Genomic DNA, 18572 nt, shown 5'->3' on the forward strand with positions numbered 1-18572 from the left:
GTCGCTTCAACCACATTCCTCGTATCAAAAGGATCACCGCTCCATATAACGAAATCCGCGTCCTTTCCTTCTTCTGTGCCAGCCTGCGCTTCGGATTTTCTCCAAAAGCTGCTTTCATTCCGGACGGTTCTCGAATGACCATTTGATCGGTTGGTTTGATGAACACCTTTAAGGTGAACAATCACAATTCGACAGAATGTGGGTGGTGACAGGTACCGATCAAAGTCCCCTTGACGCATGCTGGATAAGGTACTATACTGTTGAGAATAGTTAAACAATATGAATAATTCGAACTCTTATCAAGAGTGGCGTAGGGACTGGCCCATTGACGCCCGGCAACCATCTCAATTCGTGAGAAAGGTGCTAATTCCAGCAAACGAGCAATCGTTTGAGAGATGAGAGAGAGTTACATAATGGTGAAAAACACCCAACTCTCTCTGTCCAACAGGGAGAGTTTTTTTAGTTTATGGGTAGACAAAAGGAAGGGGAGTTTCAGCGTTCTAATGCAATCGTATGTTTTCGTAGTTTAGTGCAAAGACGCTTTAAATTAGTATAGAAAAGAAAGGGAGTAGGAGAATGAAGAAACTAACGCTATTATTAGGTGCACTATTATTAATTGTAGTAACAGGATGCTCTGGTAGTGCAGAGTCGGGTGAGTCAGATGAAGGTCCTTTGAAGGTTGGGGTTACAGCTGGACCTCATGAGGACATTATGAAGAAGGTAAAAGAAGTAGCTGAAGAAGATGGATTTGAGATCGATGTCGTGGCGTTTAATGATTACGTGATGCCGAATACAGCTCTTGATGAAGGTGAACTTGATGCGAATGTGTTTCAACACGAACCGTATTTAAATGATTTTGTTGATGAGCGTGGCATGGAATTAACAAAAGTTGCGACAACGATTAATTTTCCGATGGGGATTTATTCTGACCAATACGATGACCTGGATAAACTGAAGAAAGGCGACAAAGTAGGTCTGCCTAACCACTCTACTGGGGAACCCCGAGCGCTAATGTTATTTGAAAAGGCTGGCATTATTGAACTTAAAGAGGGTGTAGGGGTTGAAGCAACAATAAAAGATATTAAGAAAAATCCACTCGATCTAGAATTTGTTCCTCTTGAAGCTTCACAGATTCCAAGACAGCTAGGCGAGCTCGCTATTGCGGCGATCAACACAAACTACGCGATGGAAAGTGGACGAGTACCAACCGAGGATGCGCTTGAAATGGAACCAAAGGATTCTCCATGGGTGAACGTGATTGCAACCCAATCAGATGATAAAGATGATGAAAGAATCAAGAAGCTAGTGGAATATTACCATTCAGATGAGGTGAAGAAGTTTATTGAAGAAGAATTCAACGGTTCAGTCATAGCATCTTGGTAATGTCGTAAAGGAGAGAAGGAAATGATTCGATTAGAAAACATCACCAAAGCGTTTCAAACCGGAACGACTGTAACGAAAGCCTTGGATGGCGTAGATTTAAACGTTGAAAAAGGCAAGATTTATGGCGTGATCGGTTACAGTGGGGCTGGTAAAAGTACTCTTGTTAGAACGGTCAATTTATTAGAGCGACCAACGGAAGGCAAGGTGTACATTAATGATGAAGAGTTAACAGGTTTATCAGCAGGTAAGCTAAAGAAAACACGTCAGCGAATAGGTATGATCTTTCAATCATTCAATCTATTAAAAACGGGGACGGTTTATCAAAATATAGCCGTTCCTCTTAAGTTGACAGGTGTTCCAAGAAAGGAAATCGATTCGCGGGTAAAGAAGTATCTTAAAATCGTTGGACTTGAAGATAAGCGTGATACGTATCCCGGGCAGCTTTCTGGAGGTCAAAAGCAGAGAGTTGCGATTGCCCGCGCTCTTGCTCACGAGCCAGAAGTTCTTCTTTGTGATGAAGCAACTAGCGCACTTGATCCTGATACAACAGAATCGATTCTTTCTTTACTAGAGCAAATTAACAAGGAGTTTGGGATTACTATTCTTTTGATTACACATGAAATGCACGTCGTTCAGAAGATTTGTCATGAAGTAGCGGTGATGGAAAATGGGCGCGTCATTGAGCGTGGCCGCGTCGTTGATCTGTTTAGTAAACCGAAAACTTCTACTACGAAGCGGTTTGTTCAATCACTATTTCAAGATGACGTTCCAGAATCACTCGTGAAAAAGTTGGAAACTAGCGGCCAAATCGTAACGTTGTCCTTTGTCGGGGAGTCTTCCGGTAAACCAGCGCTCGCGCTTCTTAGTAAAAACTTTGATATCTATCCTTCTATTCTTGCAGGGAATATCACGCAGCTTAAAGACGAACCTTTCGGAAGGTTAGTCGTTCACCTTGAGGGCGAAAAGTCAGAAACGAGAAGAGCGGTTATGTTTTTAGAAGAGAAAGGCATCGTTGTTGAAGGATACGTTCAGGAGGTGAGTACACATGTCAGCTAAAGTATCAGAGTTTATCGATCTATGGGGAGCAGACATATGGAGTGCGATCATCGAGACATTCCAGATGGTCGGGATTTCTCTGTTCATTTCAGTGTTGATCGGTTTACCACTCGGTGTGCTGCTCGTTCTGACTAGGCCTGGTAAGGCGCTAGACAACAAAATGTCATTTCGATTATTAAATGCGGTCATCAACGTAATCAGGTCGATTCCGTTCATCATTCTCCTGTTTTTTATACTACCTTTCACAAAATTTATTGCAGGTACGACGATTGGTGTAAAAGGAGTAATCGTGCCACTTGTTGTTTTTACTGCTCCTTACATAGCTAGGCTAATGGAGTCTGCTCTTCTTGAAGTGGATCGAGGAGTAGTGGAAGCATATGAGGCGATGGGAATTAAAACACGCCACATTATCTGGCATGTACTTGTACGTGAATCTCGTTCTTCTATCGTGCTCGGACTTACGATAGCAACGATTGGATTGATTGGTGCTACTGCCATGGCAGGCCTAGTTGGAGCTGGAGGATTAGGTGACCTTGCTTACCGTTATGGTCATCTTCGCTATGAAGTTGATGTTATGTATGTCACCGTGTTCTTGTTGATTGTACTCGTGCAAGGACTACAATCATTTGGTAACGTGATGGCAGCTCGATTGAAGAAGGACTAGTTTTATAGGTGTGGAAAGGAGGCCCATTAGGATGGAACCTATTCATATAAGGGCTACTCCAGGGCATTATCAGTGTCATAAAGGTGCTTTGGATGAGCTTCCAGCTCGATTGAAGGAAGGTGGATTTCGGAATATTTTTTTGATTCACGGTGAAAAGTCATGGGAAGCAGCTCGTCACTATATTCCTGAACTCTCTCAATTTCATGCAGCATTTTCGAAATATAGAGGAGAGTGTTCTTACACTGAAATAGAAAGACAAGCTGAGTTAGGTCGTCTTCATGATGCGGATCTGATTATCGGTGTTGGTGGAGGAAAGGTGCTTGATGTTGCAAAAGCAGTTGCGAACGAACTGACTATTGAAACAGCACTTATTCCGACTCTTGCTTCTACTTGTGCGGCGTGCACACCTCTCAGTGTTATTTACACGGAGGCGGGAGAGTTCGAAAGGCACATCGTCTACCCGCGGAGCACTCATTTAGTTCTCGTGGAACCAGAAATTTTGCTTCATTCACCTTCATCTTTTCTCCGAGCTGGAATTGGAGATACGCTTGCAAAGTGGTATGAAGCGAGAAGCATTATCGAAACGCTTCCTTCTCGATCAGTACCGATTCACTTCGCATACCTTGCAGCGAAAAGCTGTCGAGACGTTTTGCTAGAACATGGTGAGCAAGCTCTTAACGATCAGAAAGAAGACCATCTAAGTGAATCGTTTATAAAAGTAATCGAAACGAACCTACTTACTGGAGCGATGGTAGGAGGTTTTGGAGATCAGTATGGGCGAGTAGCTGGAGCTCATGCGATTCACAATGCACTAACTCATCAGCCTGAAACACATTCATTTCTTCATGGTGAAAAAGTAGCGTATGGCATATTAGCTCAGCTTGCACTAGAAGAGAAGTGGGAAGAAATCAAGGAACTACTTCCATTTTATGAATTCGTAAAATTACCTGTTTCGCTTAGTGCACTTGGAATTCCTGACGTTGAGTGTCTAGTTAAAGCCGATTCGATTTCAGAATACGCGACGCAAGAAGGGGAATCGATTCATATAACAAAGATTGTTACAAAAGAAGAATTGTTAAAAGCGATCACAAAGCTTGAAGCCTTAACAAAAATAAAGCATTAAATAAAAGAGACCCCTGGATCTAATGTATGATCCAGGGGTTTATATATGGTATTGATGATCAGAAAGTCGATCGATATGCCGTTCGCGATGTTTTCTAAATGCTTCAACTTGCTTTAAGTGTGATTTAAAGAAATTCTTCATTACTAACAGTACCATTACAAGACCTCCTTTTTTTACAATCCTATTCAAAAGTCTAAACGTTTATTAAAAAGATTCTCCGGTCCCACTCCTGGTATCGTTAACCTCTTTCTTTCTACTTCCAGTTTACGCAGAAGTCTATTGAATTAAACCGGTCAGGGGAATGGTTTTTATCTCAGTCTCTAGACTGAGATTTTTCTTCGACAAAATGCGGGGAGTGACAGGCACTTTACTGATAGGCGTCGAAATAATCATAGAGTTTGTTTAGATAATGGGGGCGAAGCATATATGAGATGGAGCAAACTGCTTGTTTTGACACTAGTGGTTATGAGTACAGTTTCATGTTCGTCTAAAGCTTCTACGAACCATGACACAACAGATACGTTGCATTTGATTCCAGAAGGCTTCGAGGGTCAGTTAATCACCGTCTATAATGTGGAGGGTGCTCCAAAGTTAAAAAAGGAAAAAGGATTTACGATGATCCGATATGATAAGGATGGAATGTTTTTAACATCAACTGAAGAAATGGAGTATGGGACAGTAACTGATGAGTTTTATTATGTGGACAGTAAAGATAAACGCACGAAAATAGCGGAGGATTGTACCTACCTCTTTCCTAATGGTGGCATTACGGTTAAAGACAGACGACTTCTTTATAATGCGTTCTATATTACCGAATCGCATTGTAGTGAAGATTTTGTAGGAAGGGGACCTCAAACTCCGTCCAATCGAAATCTATCCCCAAAGCTTGAAGCAAAACTGATTGAAGAGGGTCTGCTCGAATAGTGGACAGCTCATAATAGAAAAGGATGAAGATATGATGAATGGAAGCTTAACTCGACTTCGCGCAGTAGCGTTCGAGGATATGGAAGAGTTGTTTCAATGGAGAAACGATGATGAGGTCAGTCTATTTGCAGTTGGAAATTCTCCACTGCTAACACATGTGTCTCGTGAACAAGTAGAAAGTACGTATGAAACGATAGTAAGTATGAATCGAGCGGATAATGGAGTGTTCTCAGTTCTTGATTTGGAAGGCAGATTAATAGGAATTGCTGACTATCGAGATGTGAACAGCATTACTAGGTCTGCTGAGATGGGGATCACGATCGGTGATAAAGCATACTGGGGGAAAGGGTACGGAAATGATGCGATCGGAGTGATGGTCCGTTATCTCTTTCTTCAATTAAATTTACAACGAATTCAGTTGGACACGTGGAGTGGTAATTCCCGTGCAATCAGAGCATATGAGAAATGTGGATTCAAAGTAGAAGGTAGATTACGTCAAAATGAGTACGTAGAAGGAATGTACTATGATACTGTCGTTATGGGCTTACTACGAAGCGAATGGGAAGAAGACCTGGATAAATAATGTTCAATCAAACGTTTGTTTAACGTGAGAAACCCCTGTTTTGTGAGGTCATATACTCTCATAAAACAGGGGTTTCTTCATGATGACGACTATAAGTTGTCTTTCTTCCATTCAGGTGTCCAGACCCTTTCAACCTGAGTCAGATTTTCTCCATTAAAAGAAAGCTTATAAATATCTGGCATATCGAGACTTCTCCAAAACTCCACATCATAGTGACTGTCAAAGTAACTCATCAGCAAAACCATGATATTTCCGTGCGTGCCGATCACCACGTTTTTTCCTCTATAAGTGTAAAGAATCTTAGATAAAACGCGAACCCCTCTCTGTCTTGCATCCTCATTCGACTCTCCACCTTCGAATGAAAATGACTCGTCACTCCAGACTCTTTCGATTGCAGCGTCAAAATCGTCTACAGGTTTTTCGGCGAGTATGCGCTCTTTTAAGTCTTCGATCACGCTTACCTGTTGATCGATGTTTTTTGCTATTCCCTCAACTGTAGCGACAGCTCTACGATAGGGACTCGAAAGAACAACGTCCACGTGGTGATTTTTCATTAAGTCCGTCACATTTTTAGCATCATTTCTCCCTTTTTGCGAAAGTTCTCGTCCATATTCATCGGGAGTGTAGGTGGAATGTGCATGACGCACGAGATAAATCGTTGTGTGTTTCATTCTACGTAATCCTTCTTCCTAAAATCATTTTAGTTAATTCAGTTCGGTTTTTAACTTCGAGTTTGGCATACATTCGAGTTAAATGTTTTTTTACTGTGATTTCTGTTAATGATAGCTCCTTCGCGATAGCAGCATTTGGCTTTCCTTGGATAACGAGTTTAGCTACTTCTTTTTCGCGAGGAGTGAACTGGAAACGATCCAAAGGTGTTGTTGAGTTCAAGGATACACCGATTGCGTTTGCGAATGTATCCAAGTAATGTGGTAAGCGGTTATTTTTCAAGTCTAGCTCGTACGTTTTCGATCTTACATGAATGCCGTAGTCGTTATGAGACGCTTCAGGGATTTCTTTGAAGCGAAACTGTTCGAGAAGGTTCTGATAGTAGACTACCGGGGTTGAAGCAACGAGAATTCCTTCAGTTAATACGAGTGGAAGAAGATGATATAGCAAGGCGTACAGCTCTTCATTATTGTTTTTATCCATTATATTTAGGGAACGAATCACCCAGCCACAAGGGTGGGCAGCATTCCTAACTCGTTTCTCTTCCATAGATGATAGTCTGGAGAAGTAACTATGTGTGACAGGATTGCTTGTTAACAAATCGAGGGTTGAGGATTGAATAGGTATCATAACAACCATACCTCTTACCTTATCTGCCTCGTTCCTCAAAAGTTTGACGTAGCGAAGGCCGATTTTTTCGAGTGATTCACGTGATAAGTAAGAGGCTTCCTCTTCCGTGAAGTATTTCTCGTCTTTCATAAGAAAAGATTGAATATCAGTCCAGTCATCAGGGCGCGCTGATGATAGTGAATACATCGAGATGTTTTCATGATTGAATGGAGATGTATGCAACATGCGCTCTTTTAGAAGGTAGAAAAAATCATTGATGTCTTTGGTTTTTATAACATGGTCATGTTGCTCAATATATGTGCGGCAATACATGATCGCTTTTTTCCACAACTCATGATAGTATGTGGGTTTTCTCTTGATTAAGTCCATTTTCAGAGCATGATGGAATAGCGGGTGGAGTTTCCAACCTGTTCCTGTTTCTTCAACAAAAGAATAGGAAATAAGTTGCTCGAATTCTTTTCTTGATAGGGTGGTTGTAAGGATTGTCTCTATTTTTTCCTGGTGGATCTGGATCCCGAATGAAGCTGCTTCAATGTAGGGTAACATCCGGTCGTTTGTGACTTCTCTAAGCCATTCACGGACAATGTTCTGGTAGGTTGCTTGTAAGAGCGTTTCATCTAATTTTCCTTCTTTATTTAAGGAGTAGATAAGGTGAGCGATAGCATAAGGATTTCCTTTCGAGCATTGCCATATCTTCTGAAGGTGCGCTTCTGTTGAACTCTTGATCGTAGCTTTATATTGTTCAAATGTAAGCGCCTGAAGCTCAATCGTCTTAATGAACGGATGCCAAATAGAAGATTTCCAGTAGGTGTTCAATAGGTTTCTTCCACAAAAAATGACTATGATGGATGAAGGTAGAGAAGGTAGAAATGACTGTCTGAACCATTCATCTAGCTTCTCATAATGTTCGTAGGAGTCGATTGCGATCACAAAACGGATTCCCTTTTTCTCAAGATGTTGAATATGCATACAAATCGCTTCAAGAGGAGAAACAGAAGGAGAAGGTGGACCCATTTGCTCGAGTAATGCCTCCAAAAAAGAACTTGGGTCAGCTTTTGTGAATTGTGCATTCACAAGATAAAAGGGTACTCCTTTTTCTCTTGCTTTTAGACGATAGTGCATAAGTAATTCACTTTTACCTGTACCGGAATGCCCGTGGATCGATAGTATTCCGCTACTTTCTCCACTTAACAAGCTATGAAAAATATCTATTTCATTTTCCCTTGATATAGCGATAGGACTGAATGTAGAGTAAGTCTTCTCTTTTGGTATATTCGGTAGATCTTCCAGCATCGGTGTCATCACGCCCCGTTGAATAATTTTGCATACAAAAGTATAAATACTATACTTTCGTATAAGTCACCGATATTCCTGCAAACCAAGTTTAACTTGTTGCAAAAATTGTTGGGCAATCTAAAAAACAGCATCCCGGTTGGGGATGCTGTTTTGGTTATTTCTTCGTGGCTAGCTCCTGTTCAACTACTTGTTTCAAGTAATTCATCACATCTTCTTTGAGTTCAGGGCGATATAATGCGAAGTCGATGGTAGCTTTAATGAAACCAAATTTATCTCCAACATCGTATCGTTTGCCGTCAAATTCATGAGCGAAAACGGCCTGTTGTTCGTTCAATCGCTTGATCGCATCAGTTAACTGAATTTCCCCGCCTGCACCAGTTTCTTGCGTATCAAGAATAGAAAAGATCTCAGGCGTTAGAATATAGCGTCCTAGGATTGCATAATTAGAAGGAGCTTCTTCTAGAGATGGTTTTTCTACTAATGATTGAATTGGGATGATTCCGTTATCGATTTGTTCGCCCTTAGGTGCGATGACTCCGTATTTAGAGACATCCTCATCTGGAACCTGCTGAACGCCAACGATTGACGTTCGATATCTGTTGTAGCTTTCCATTAATTGTCCGATACATGGCTTTTCAGATCGAACGATGTCATCACCAAGAAGAACTGCGAAAGGTTCATTTCCAATAAACCGGCTTGCGCAATTAATCGCATGTCCGAGTCCTTTTGGTTCTTTTTGTCGTATGTAATGAATGTTAGCTAAGTTGGAAATTTCTTTTACTTCATTCAGCATCTTTGTTTTTTGTTTCTTCGTAAGCGTCTCTTCTAGTTCATAAGACTTATCAAAATGATCCTCGATCGCACGCTTCCCACGTCCACTTACAATAATAATGTCTTCAATGCCAGCCGCTACTGCTTCTTCCACAATATATTGAATCGTAGGCTTATCAACGATTGGTAACATTTCTTTAGGTTGTGCTTTAGTAGCTGGTAAAAATCTTGTCCCAAGACCAGCTGCAGGTATAATTGCTTTTCTCACTCTCATGTTGGAATTCCTCCCAAAATCTACATAAATTATGTTTCTAATTCCCTATAAATCCTTTTCCATATTAACATAAATTAGTGTTAATTTCCTGTTTTTTCTTGTTAAAGTCTCTAAATACTATGTAACAAAATTTCCAGTACAAACTAATTTCGACGCTATTCGTTGTGTTCCTTTCTGTTTCAGGTGAAAATAAAGACTGTTTATAGGGAAGGGATCGAAATTTGATTCTACAATTATTGTATTTTCCGGGAAATAACGGGTAGATTCGACACTTAAGAACAGGTACTATTAGGTTGGAGGGGATAAAATGGCAATATTAGTAACTGGCGGAGCAGGATACATAGGAAGTCATACTGTTATGTATTTGAAAGAGCAAGGGGAAGAAGTGGTTGTATTAGACAACTTGTCAAAGGGCCACGAAAGGGCGGTTGATGGTGTTCCTTTTTATCAAGCGGATTTAACGGATGGTAAAGTATTGGATCATATTTTTACAGATCGTGATATTGATTCAGTTATTCATTTTGCTGCGAGCTCACTTGTGGGGGAGAGCGTAACAAATCCACTAGAGTACTATCGGAATAATGTAACTGGGTCTCATGCTCTTGTTTCTAAACTTGTTGAGTATGAAGTGAAGTATATAGTTTTCTCTTCGACTGCAGCAACTTACGGAAACCCAGAGAGAACACCTATCGTAGAAAGCGATCCAACGATTCCAACGAACCCATATGGTGAAACAAAGCTCGCTATCGAAAAAATGCTTCGTTGGTGTGATGAAGCTTATGGCTTAAAGTCTACATCGCTTAGGTACTTTAATGCTGCAGGTGCTGATCCAGAAGGTCGAATCGGTGAAGATCATGATCCAGAGTCACATTTGATTCCGATTGTTCTCCAGGCTGCTCTTGGACAAAGAGAGAAAGTTTCTATATTTGGGAATGACTATCCTACAAAAGACGGCACATGCGTGCGAGACTATATTCATGTTTTAGATCTGGCTCAGGCGCATTATCTAGCATTGAAACGTATGAAAGAAAGTAATGAAAGTAATATCTTTAATCTTGGGAATGGAAAAGGTTTTACTGTGAAAGAAGTTATCGATACTTGCAGAATTGTGACAGAAAAAGAAATTGTAGTAGAGGATGCATCGCGTCGTGCTGGTGACCCGGCTGTTTTAATTGCATCTTCTCAGAAAGCTATAAAGGAACTCGGATGGAAACCAGTTTATCCTGAACTTCAACAAATTGTTGAACATGCTTGGAATTGGCATCAAAACCATCCACAGGGCTACAAAGCAGGAACGGTTTCTTTAGAAAGATAAGCAAATTAAACGTGGTAATTAAGTAACACATGAAGGTCATGTAGGGAATCCTGCATGACCTTCATGTGTTTCTATGCCTGGTTAGAAATTTCTTAATAGGGAAGAGGTAATAGTAGTATGCTCGAAACGGTGGTGTAATTGTTGGGGTATTTATTGCTTCTAATTCTTTCATTAGCAATATTGATCTTTCTTATCCGAGTTCCTATGACGGAACGTTTTCCTCCAGCTATTCGTAAGATGGGAATCGTGTTTCTTGTAAGCCTTTCACTAGTATTTCTAATTTTATTAATAGGGGGTCAGGTACGTTCCTGATCCTCCAGATGAGAGGAGCGAGTCAAATGGACAGGTTATTACTAACGGGATTTGAACCTTTTCTTGAGCACCGACATAATCCTACTGAATCAATTGTTAGAGAGATGGATGAGGAGTTTGTAGGAGGATATGAAGTCATTGGACGTGTGTTGCCGGTTGACTATAAGTATGCTTCTGAAAGATTGCTAACTTATGTGGAAGAATGCAAACCAAGTGCGATTATTATGCTAGGTCTAGCTGCCAATCGCACAAAAATCACTCCCGAACGCATCGCCATCAATGTGAATGATAGTATTGAAGATAACACTGGCAATGCTCCAGAAGACGAACCAATTGTAGAAGGTGGACCTGCTGCCTACTTTTCAACTCTTCCTATTAAAAGAATGACGGATGCGCTCTTGCAAAATGGTATTCCTGCCGAGATATCCAACACAGCAGGTACCTATTTATGTAACAACGTGATGTATAGCGTTCTACATGTTCTTGAACAGAATAACATTGATACGCCAGCGGGATTTGTTCACGTTCCACCAACATTTGAAATGACGTTGCATCATTCTGCTCATACAGGATTTCCATTCAATAGTATTCGAGATTCTATTCGAATTATGATCAACACGATCGCTGAAGCAAAAGTATAAGATGCATATATTCAAGAAAGGCAGAGCTAGAATTTAGCTCTGCCTTTCTTTATGGGCTCATAGGTACCGTTTTGTTATGATCAATTTTCTCCATATCTAATGTTGGAGACTCTTCAATAACCTCGATGAAAGCATTGACAAGCTGTGGGTCAAATTGCGAACCTGAACAACTCTTGAGTTCAGTGATCGCTTCTGTGAAAGATTTTGTTTCCTGATAAGGGCGTTCTGTCGTCATTGCATCGAATGAATCGATGACAGTGAGCATACGTACGAGTCTTGGAATTTCATATCCACTCATCCCATATGGATAACCATTCCCATCGAAGCGTTCATGGTGGAGTTCGACTAGCGGAAGAAGGTCGTGAAGTTCTCGGTCAGTTGATACGATTTCTCTTCCCCAAATCACGTGTTTTTGCACCATTTCCCACTCTTCTTTTGTAAGTTTTCCTTTTTTGTTAATAACATCTCTAGGGATTTCTAACTTTCCTATGTCATGTATAAGGGCTCCCATAATAAGCGTTTTACGGTCTGCTATATTAAGATTTAGTTTTTTACTAAATTGGATGGCATACTCATAAACTCTTCTACTATGACGGTACGTGTAGACATCTTTGTATAAGAAGATGCGGAGCTGCTGTTCAAGTAAGTCCATTTCTTTTTGATATTGAAATGTATCTACTGATAGATTTTCGGTATCAAAAAGAGAAACGTTATTTTTTCCTTTTGTTTTTGCAAAGTACATCGCTTGATCGGCTTTTTCAATCATTTCTGTTGAATTATAGATTTCAAGGTTGTATTCGATTACACCTGCCGAAAAAGAAAGACAGCCATGGGGCAGTACTTCGACCCCTTCGAAATACGTATCGTTAACTTGTTTTCTCAGCTGATTAATAAAACGATATGCTTCTAGCTGAGTTAGGCCTGGCATCAATACAGCAAATTCTTCCCCGCCATATCTTGCGACAGTAAAGCTCGACATCGCCATTCTTTTCATTTCAGCCCCGAAATGTTTGAGCAATCGATCACCTTGCAAGTGACCATGAAGATCATTGTACTTCTTAAAATCATCGAGATCTAATAATCCAAGCGAAAGAGGTTCCTCTGCTTTTTTTGCTTTATTAATTTCTTTTTCTAATAAGTTTTTGAAGTAACCATGGTTATACAATTCTGTTAAATGGTCAATATCAGCTTTCTCTGATACTTCCTGATAAAGCTGAAAGTACTGTCTAAACGAAACTGATAAAAGGATTGCGACAGATGAAAATAGGATGATACCAAGAAAAACTTGTTGTTTCATTAACAGAACAAGGATTAGTGATAGAACAAGAGTAATCAAATAACTTGATATCGTTTCTTTTAACATTCCTTTGATGAGCATCAATAAGCTTTCAGTTTGTGTTAAAAGAAAAAATAGTCCTATAAAGGCTACATTCAACAAAAAGTACACACTAAAGGACGCAAGGTAAGAAGAAATATTCAATACCGTTATGGAACTTAGTTTTCCCCCTGTTAATAGAAAAGCTTGATACGTACATACGATCATAATGACGTAGATTGAAAAATTGAATAGGTGTTTCCACCAAACGACTTGTTTTTGATACACAGCGTAGATTAGTGAAGTGAAAAGCAAGATCGTTAGCGTCATATCCAATCCGAAGACGAAAAGAATAGCTAGGTAAATAGCGGAATCCATGGATAAGGAATTTCCGCTCGGAGGTAATAAAATTGTGTAGTGGTTTAAAAGGAGAATTGCAGTAATAAACGTGAAGGCCAGACTCCATTTCAGTGGTGTCATGGAATAGCTTGAGATATACACTAATATCCCAGCAACAGTTACTGCGCTGAGGTACATGTTTACTAGGTTTTTGCTTTGAAATATGCCCTTCATGTTTCCACCACTCTCATTTAAATTTAGTTTGAGGGGAGAGGAGCATATTATGCTCCTCCTTCGTCAATTAAACTAATTTAAATCCAGAAGTTAATGCGATTAAGGCGGTAGAAATAATAGCAATATTAACAATGATACCAGTTAGCTTAATGCCTTCTTTTCTTTCCATGCTGTCACCTCCTTTAAGTAGACAGCTTCTTAGTCGCGGAAGATGAACCTTCTGGATGTTGATTCTTTACCATGACTCGCTGTATAAAGATAAAAATACCTATATTCATGACGATATCTCCTATGCTGATCACCTGATCTTTTGGATAGGGATCGGTAATTGGAATAACATCACCAAGAAATCCTAATACCGTTGACTCCGTAAGTACAGCATGCTTACCATACAAGCCGTCTTGGATAGCGTTTGCATAAGCCGGGTCTAAAATAGTAGCAGCTTCTAATGATACAGGCATTCGACCACCGTTCAAGGCCATAACGATAAAGTTAAGAAACACGCCCAGCAAGAGAATTGGAATACCTACGTTCATTTTTCGGTTTAACCATAGGAACATCATGCCGACAGCGTAGATCAGCATAAACACTAACCCGCTATATTCTCCAATCCATGCATAGGAAGATTGGTAGGTGAAAATACCTATTTCAATTAATAGTAAAAGTGGGAATATCCACCCAGCTCGAAACGATAAATAAGCAAAGCCTTTTAAGCTCCCTTTTCTTAGGAATCCAATAAGAATTGCTAGTATAATACCGTCAAATACCATGTCTGTCACCTAATTTGTTAGTTTAATAATAGTTTAGCAGAGCACCACTAGTAGTCAACGAATTTCCTATAAATTTTTCAAAATTTAGCAATTTAAGACGAATTATGTTGATTATTGCTACTATTAGAATTGTCTCATACTTGATTTTGTAATTCATGGTAGCATATAAAAATAGGAAATTGCAGGAGGGGATATTTTGGCAAAGTACGATATGGGTATCGATTTAGGTGGAACGAACTTACGTGTATGAGTGACTGATGAAAGTAGGCATCTACTAAAGGTAAGGCAAGTTCCAACAGAAGCTAACTCTGGCTATACATCAATTATCGGCAGAATCGTAGAATTGATAAAGGAATTGAATGAAACTTATAAAGTGGAGACGATGGTCATCGGATCTCCTGGACCGTTAAATCCCTTTGAAGGTGTCTTTCTTTCGTCTCCCAATCTGCCAAGCTGGAATGACGTTCATGTTACTGAGATTGTTGAGAGTGAAGTCGACATTCCAACGTTTCTCTTAAAAGATACGGATGCTCTCGGAGAAGCGATGTATGGTGCAGGAAAGGGGAAACATGATTATAAGATCAAGCGGTCCTAACCATGCGAATTTGAATCCACTGATGGTCCCAAAAAGTAATAAATAACACGATTTAAATCGGCTTTAAAGCCGATTTCTTTTTTTATTTGTCATATTTTTCGTAGTCCTAAATATTCTGAAAAATATGGTAAAGTGTATGTAATGTCGGAGCTTTCTGGAGGGGTCATGCGTAAAATTTTTTCGTTCATTTATCCTTATCGTAAGGCTGCAATCATTGCTGCAATCTTGATGCTTGTTGAGCTTGCAGTTGAACTATGGTTGCCAATCCTAATGGCGGATATTATTGATAACGGCATTATAGTGAGAAACAGTTCTGTTATTACTTCCGTTGGACTGTTCATGCTTGGATTAACTATTTTTTCTTTTGTTACATCAATCGTGAATACATACCTTGCTTCTTATGTCAGTCAACAGTTCGCGTTTGATTTAAGAGAAGCGTTGTTCGAAAAGGTTCAATCCTTCTCTTTTATTGATTTTAATCGATTTCCAACTTCTTCTTTGATTACGCGACTTACCAATGATGTGAATCAAGTTCAGCTTGTTATCTTTATGGGACTTAGAATCATGGTAAGAGCACCCCTTCTCGTTATTGGGGGCGTTGTGATGGCTCTTTTTGTAGATTGGCAGATTGCCCTTTTATTAACAGTAGCGATCCCACTCGTGATCGTCTTTCTTTATTTTGTTATGAAAAAAGGTATAGCATTGTTCGCTCTTGTGCAGGAAAAGCTTGATCGAGTGAACGGCGTTATGAGAGAGAATTTAGTAGGCATTCGATTGATTAAAGCACTAAGACGTAGCAAATATGAACAAGATCGGTTCAGGGTAGTAAATAACGACCTCTTTGAACGAAACGTTGCTTCTTTACGTTTGATTGAGCTTGCAACGCCTGTTTTGCTCATTATTATGAACGTAGCACTCGTATCCGTTATATGGTTTGGGGGAACAAGAATCATTGGAGGGGATACGAAAGTTGGCGATGTAGCAGCCATCATCACTTATGGAACACGGATTACAGTTGCGCTTTCGATGTTTTCTTTCATACTAATGATTCTCTCTCGTGCTAGAGCATCGGTTCACCGCATGGAAGAAGTGTTTGAAACTGAGACAGTTGGTCGAAAGTCGAGTCGGTCGTTGCCTCTTCCCCTACGTACCTTAGCGTTTGATGATATTAGTTTTTCATATACCGAAGCGAAGGTGTTGAAGAATATTTCCTTCTCGTTGGAATGCGGCCAATTTATTGGCATCTTAGGTTCCACAGGTACAGGGAAGACGTCGCTCATACAATTGATCCCTCGCCTCTATGAACCGGATTCTGGAGAAATAAAATGGAATGACGTCAATGTAAATGAGGTGCCGGTAGAAGAGCTAAGGAGAGCAATCGGTGTTGTTCCTCAAGAAGTGATGCTTTTCAGTGATACGATCGGTGAAAATATTCGCTGGGGGAAAGAGGACGCATCGATGGATGAAATTGTTGACGCCGCAAAAACGGCCCAGATTCATGAGTTCATTATGACGCTTCCCAATCAATATGAAACAGAGCTTGGACAAAAAGGTGTCAACCTATCTGGCGGTCAAAAGCAACGGCTTTCTATTGCTAGAGCCCTCATTCGAAAGCCTGAAATCTTAATACTTGATGATAGTACCAGTGCCCTTGACTTAAAAACAGAGGCGAAATTACAGCAAGCACTAAGGGATAGTGATTTTCAGGGCCTCATCTTACTGATTGCTCAGAAAATAAGTTCTGTGAAGGAAGCGGATCAAATCTTTGTCCTTGATGATGGAGAAGTGGTTGGAAAAGGGTCACACTTGACGTTATTGAGTGAAAATGAAGCTTACCAGGACATTTATTCATCACAGTACGGAGAGGGGGCTGACCATGCCGAGAAGACATCTTAATAAGAAAAGACCGGATGATATTAAAGAAACTGTGAAAAGAATTTGGAGTTATCTATCTGTGCAGAAGGGACTCCTAACCGTCGTATTCTTATTAGTCTTGATGAGCTCGATTTTTGGTTTGCTCGGCCCGTACTTAACGAGTGTGGCAATTGACGATTATTTAGTAAAAGGAGATCTAACCGGACTAATTCCATTACTTTTGATGCTGGTCGGCATCTATTTGTCACAGTCAATCGTTACATTTTTACAGAATTTCTGGATGATCGGTATCGCGCAAAAAACGGTCATGTCTATGAGAAAAGATCTCTTTCATCATTTTCAACGTCTTCCGATCCCTTACTTTGATAAAAAGACACACGGGGAGCTGATGAGTCGACTTACAAATGATATTGAGAATGTAAGCAAGACATTGAACAGCTCAGTGATTCAGATCATCTCGAGCATTCTGACTTTAATCGGAACAGTGGCGATCATGATTTGGTTAAGTCCTCTTTTGACATTGATTACGTTTACGATTATTCCAATTATGTATGCGGGGATGAAATGGATTACAAAACGAACAGGTTATTATTTTAAGGAACAGCAGCGTAATTTAGGGAAATTAAATGGCGTTATTGAAGAAACGATTTCCGGACAGCAAATTGTAAAGACATTTTCACAAGAAGAAAGAGTGATGAAGCAATTTGAAAAGGAAAGTGAGGAGCTTAGAAAATCAGGGTTTTGGGCTTTAACATATTCAGGGTTTATTCCAAAACTGATGAATGTGCTAAACAATTTAAGCTTTGTTCTAATCGCTGCAGCAGGAGGGTGGCTTGCTTTAAAAGGGCTAGTCACTATTGGGATCATCGTTGCTTTTATCCAGTATTCCAGGCAGTTCACTCGCCCTTTAAACGACTTAGCAAATCAATTTAATACAATTCTTTCCGCCGTTGCTGGCGCAGAACGAGTTTTTGTAGTCCTTGATGAAAAGCAAGAGCAGGAGGATCGGGCTGATGCTACAGCATTAACAAATGTAACAGGAAATGTATCGTTTCAAGAAGTCTCATTCGGCTATGAGAAAGATCAGGATACGTTGCAAGGTTTAAGCTTTACGGCGCAACCTGGTGAAACCGTTGCAATCGTCGGCCCTACTGGAGCTGGAAAAACAACAATCGTTAATTTACTCATGAGGTTTTATGAGATAGACGAAGGAACGATTAAAATAGATGGGAAAGATATTACCTCTTTAACGAGAGATAGCTTACGAGAGAATATGGGGTTTGTCTTACAAGATACTCTTTTATTTGAAGCAACCATTCTAGAGAACATTCGTTATGGTAGATTGGATGCAACTGACGACGAAGTCAGGAACGCAGCAGAGGTTGCTAATGCTCACTCGTTTATTAAGAGGCTACCCAATGGATACCAGACGGTCTTAAAGCAAGATGGAGGAGGAATTAGCCACGGACAAAGGCAGTTACTTTCAATCGCAAGAGCTGTGCTTGCTGATCCTACTATCTTGATATTAGATGAAGCAACAAGCAGTATCGATACAAGAACAGAAGTGCAGATTCAACGAGCGCTGTGGACATTGATGGAGGGGAGAACGAGCTTTGTGATCGCCCATCGGTTAAATACCATTCAGCGTGCTGATCAAATTCTTGTCTTAGATCAAGGGAAAATTATTGAAAAAGGAACGCATGACGAATTGATTGAGAAAGATGGATTTTATAAAGAAATGGTGATCTCTGGCATTAAAGAAAATGCATGATGTACAGATGAAAAATATCGTATCAAGGCTAG

Annotated in this window: 16 protein-coding genes and 1 riboswitch; of the genes, 11 read left to right on the plus strand and 5 right to left on the minus strand. The window is 40.1% G+C overall.

The annotated features are described in order from the left end of the window. Positions 1 to 293: 293 nt before the first annotated feature. Positions 294 to 402: riboswitch (SAM riboswitch) on the plus strand. 174 nt (positions 403 to 576) lie between these two features. From SJY16_RS03215 to SJY16_RS03240, 6 genes are all read left to right on the plus strand, one after another. Then, positions 577 to 1383, plus strand: coding sequence for a MetQ/NlpA family ABC transporter substrate-binding protein (locus SJY16_RS03215; protein WP_377887639.1), 807 nt, complete (start codon positions 577 to 579; stop codon positions 1381 to 1383). Between the two features lie 21 nt (positions 1384 to 1404). After that, positions 1405 to 2439, plus strand: coding sequence for a methionine ABC transporter ATP-binding protein (locus SJY16_RS03220; protein ID WP_377887640.1), 1035 nt, complete (start codon positions 1405 to 1407; stop codon positions 2437 to 2439). Next, the gene (locus SJY16_RS03225) at positions 2429 to 3103 is read left to right on the plus strand and encodes a methionine ABC transporter permease (protein ID WP_377887641.1); all 675 of its coding nucleotides are present in this window, start codon (positions 2429 to 2431) and stop codon (positions 3101 to 3103) included. Before SJY16_RS03220 ends, SJY16_RS03225 begins: the two co-directional genes overlap by 11 nt. 31 nt (positions 3104 to 3134) lie before the next feature. Continuing rightward, complete coding sequence (locus tag SJY16_RS03230; RefSeq protein WP_377887642.1) at positions 3135 to 4226, plus strand: iron-containing alcohol dehydrogenase family protein; 1092 nt, start codon at positions 3135 to 3137, stop codon at positions 4224 to 4226. A gap of 426 nt (positions 4227 to 4652) precedes the next feature. Then, on the plus strand, positions 4653 to 5150 hold the full coding sequence (locus SJY16_RS03235; protein WP_377887643.1) for a DUF6843 domain-containing protein: 498 nt from the start codon (positions 4653 to 4655) through the stop codon (positions 5148 to 5150). Positions 5151 to 5181: 31 nt separating this feature from the next. Continuing rightward, on the plus strand, positions 5182 to 5733 hold the full coding sequence (locus tag SJY16_RS03240; RefSeq protein WP_377887644.1) for a GNAT family N-acetyltransferase: 552 nt from the start codon (positions 5182 to 5184) through the stop codon (positions 5731 to 5733). Between the two features lie 89 nt (positions 5734 to 5822). Here the strand turns inward: SJY16_RS03240 and SJY16_RS03245 are convergent, their stop codons facing one another. The 3 genes from SJY16_RS03245 to galU form a co-directional block, all read right to left on the minus strand. Further along, complete coding sequence (locus tag SJY16_RS03245) at positions 5823 to 6404, minus strand: histidine phosphatase family protein (RefSeq protein WP_377887645.1); 582 nt, start codon at positions 6402 to 6404, stop codon at positions 5823 to 5825. A gap of 1 nt (position 6405) precedes the next feature. Beyond that, positions 6406 to 8334, minus strand: a complete 1929-nt coding sequence (locus SJY16_RS03250) for a LuxR C-terminal-related transcriptional regulator (protein WP_377887647.1) — start codon at positions 8332 to 8334, stop codon at positions 6406 to 6408. Between the two features lie 148 nt (positions 8335 to 8482). Continuing rightward, positions 8483 to 9373, minus strand: a complete 891-nt coding sequence (gene galU, locus SJY16_RS03255) for a UTP--glucose-1-phosphate uridylyltransferase GalU (RefSeq protein WP_377887648.1) — start codon at positions 9371 to 9373, stop codon at positions 8483 to 8485. Between the two features lie 307 nt (positions 9374 to 9680). Here galU and galE point away from each other — a divergent pair, with 307 nt between their 5' ends. Together galE and pcp are read left to right on the plus strand one after the other, a co-directional pair. Continuing rightward, positions 9681 to 10688 carry a UDP-glucose 4-epimerase GalE gene (galE, locus tag SJY16_RS03260; RefSeq protein WP_377887649.1) on the plus strand — a complete coding sequence of 336 codons (1008 nt, stop codon included), beginning with the start codon at positions 9681 to 9683 and terminating at the stop codon, positions 10686 to 10688. Between the two features lie 338 nt (positions 10689 to 11026). Further along, positions 11027 to 11641, plus strand: coding sequence for a pyroglutamyl-peptidase I (gene pcp / locus SJY16_RS03265; protein WP_377887650.1), 615 nt, complete (start codon positions 11027 to 11029; stop codon positions 11639 to 11641). Between the two features lie 49 nt (positions 11642 to 11690). On the opposite strand, the gene SJY16_RS03270 is transcribed toward pcp, so the two are convergent. After that, entirely contained in the window at positions 11691 to 13529 is a 1839-nt protein-coding gene (locus SJY16_RS03270) for a bifunctional diguanylate cyclase/phosphohydrolase (RefSeq protein WP_377887651.1), read from the minus strand. Positions 13530 to 13711: 182 nt separating this feature from the next. Continuing rightward, on the minus strand, positions 13712 to 14299 hold the full coding sequence (locus SJY16_RS03275; protein ID WP_377887652.1) for a DUF5317 domain-containing protein: 588 nt from the start codon (positions 14297 to 14299) through the stop codon (positions 13712 to 13714). A 250-nt stretch (positions 14300 to 14549) separates the two neighbouring features. On the opposite strand from SJY16_RS03275, the gene SJY16_RS03280 reads away from it, so the two are divergent. From SJY16_RS03280 to SJY16_RS03290, 3 genes are all read left to right on the plus strand, one after another. Continuing rightward, entirely contained in the window at positions 14550 to 14894 is a 345-nt protein-coding gene (locus tag SJY16_RS03280; protein ID WP_377887653.1) for an ROK family protein, read from the plus strand. Between the two features lie 165 nt (positions 14895 to 15059). After that, positions 15060 to 16790 (plus strand): ABC transporter ATP-binding protein, encoded by a 1731-nt coding sequence (locus SJY16_RS03285; RefSeq protein ID WP_377887654.1) that lies wholly within the window; start codon positions 15060 to 15062, stop codon positions 16788 to 16790. After that, positions 16771 to 18540, plus strand: coding sequence for an ABC transporter ATP-binding protein (locus tag SJY16_RS03290; RefSeq protein WP_377887655.1), 1770 nt, complete (start codon positions 16771 to 16773; stop codon positions 18538 to 18540). Before SJY16_RS03285 ends, SJY16_RS03290 begins: the two co-directional genes overlap by 20 nt. The last annotated feature ends 32 nt before the right edge of the window (positions 18541 to 18572 follow it).

The sequence above is a fragment of the Alkalihalobacillus sp. R86527 genome (assembly GCF_042466185.1).
Taxonomy (GTDB): domain Bacteria; phylum Bacillota; class Bacilli; order Bacillales; family Guptibacillaceae; genus Guptibacillus.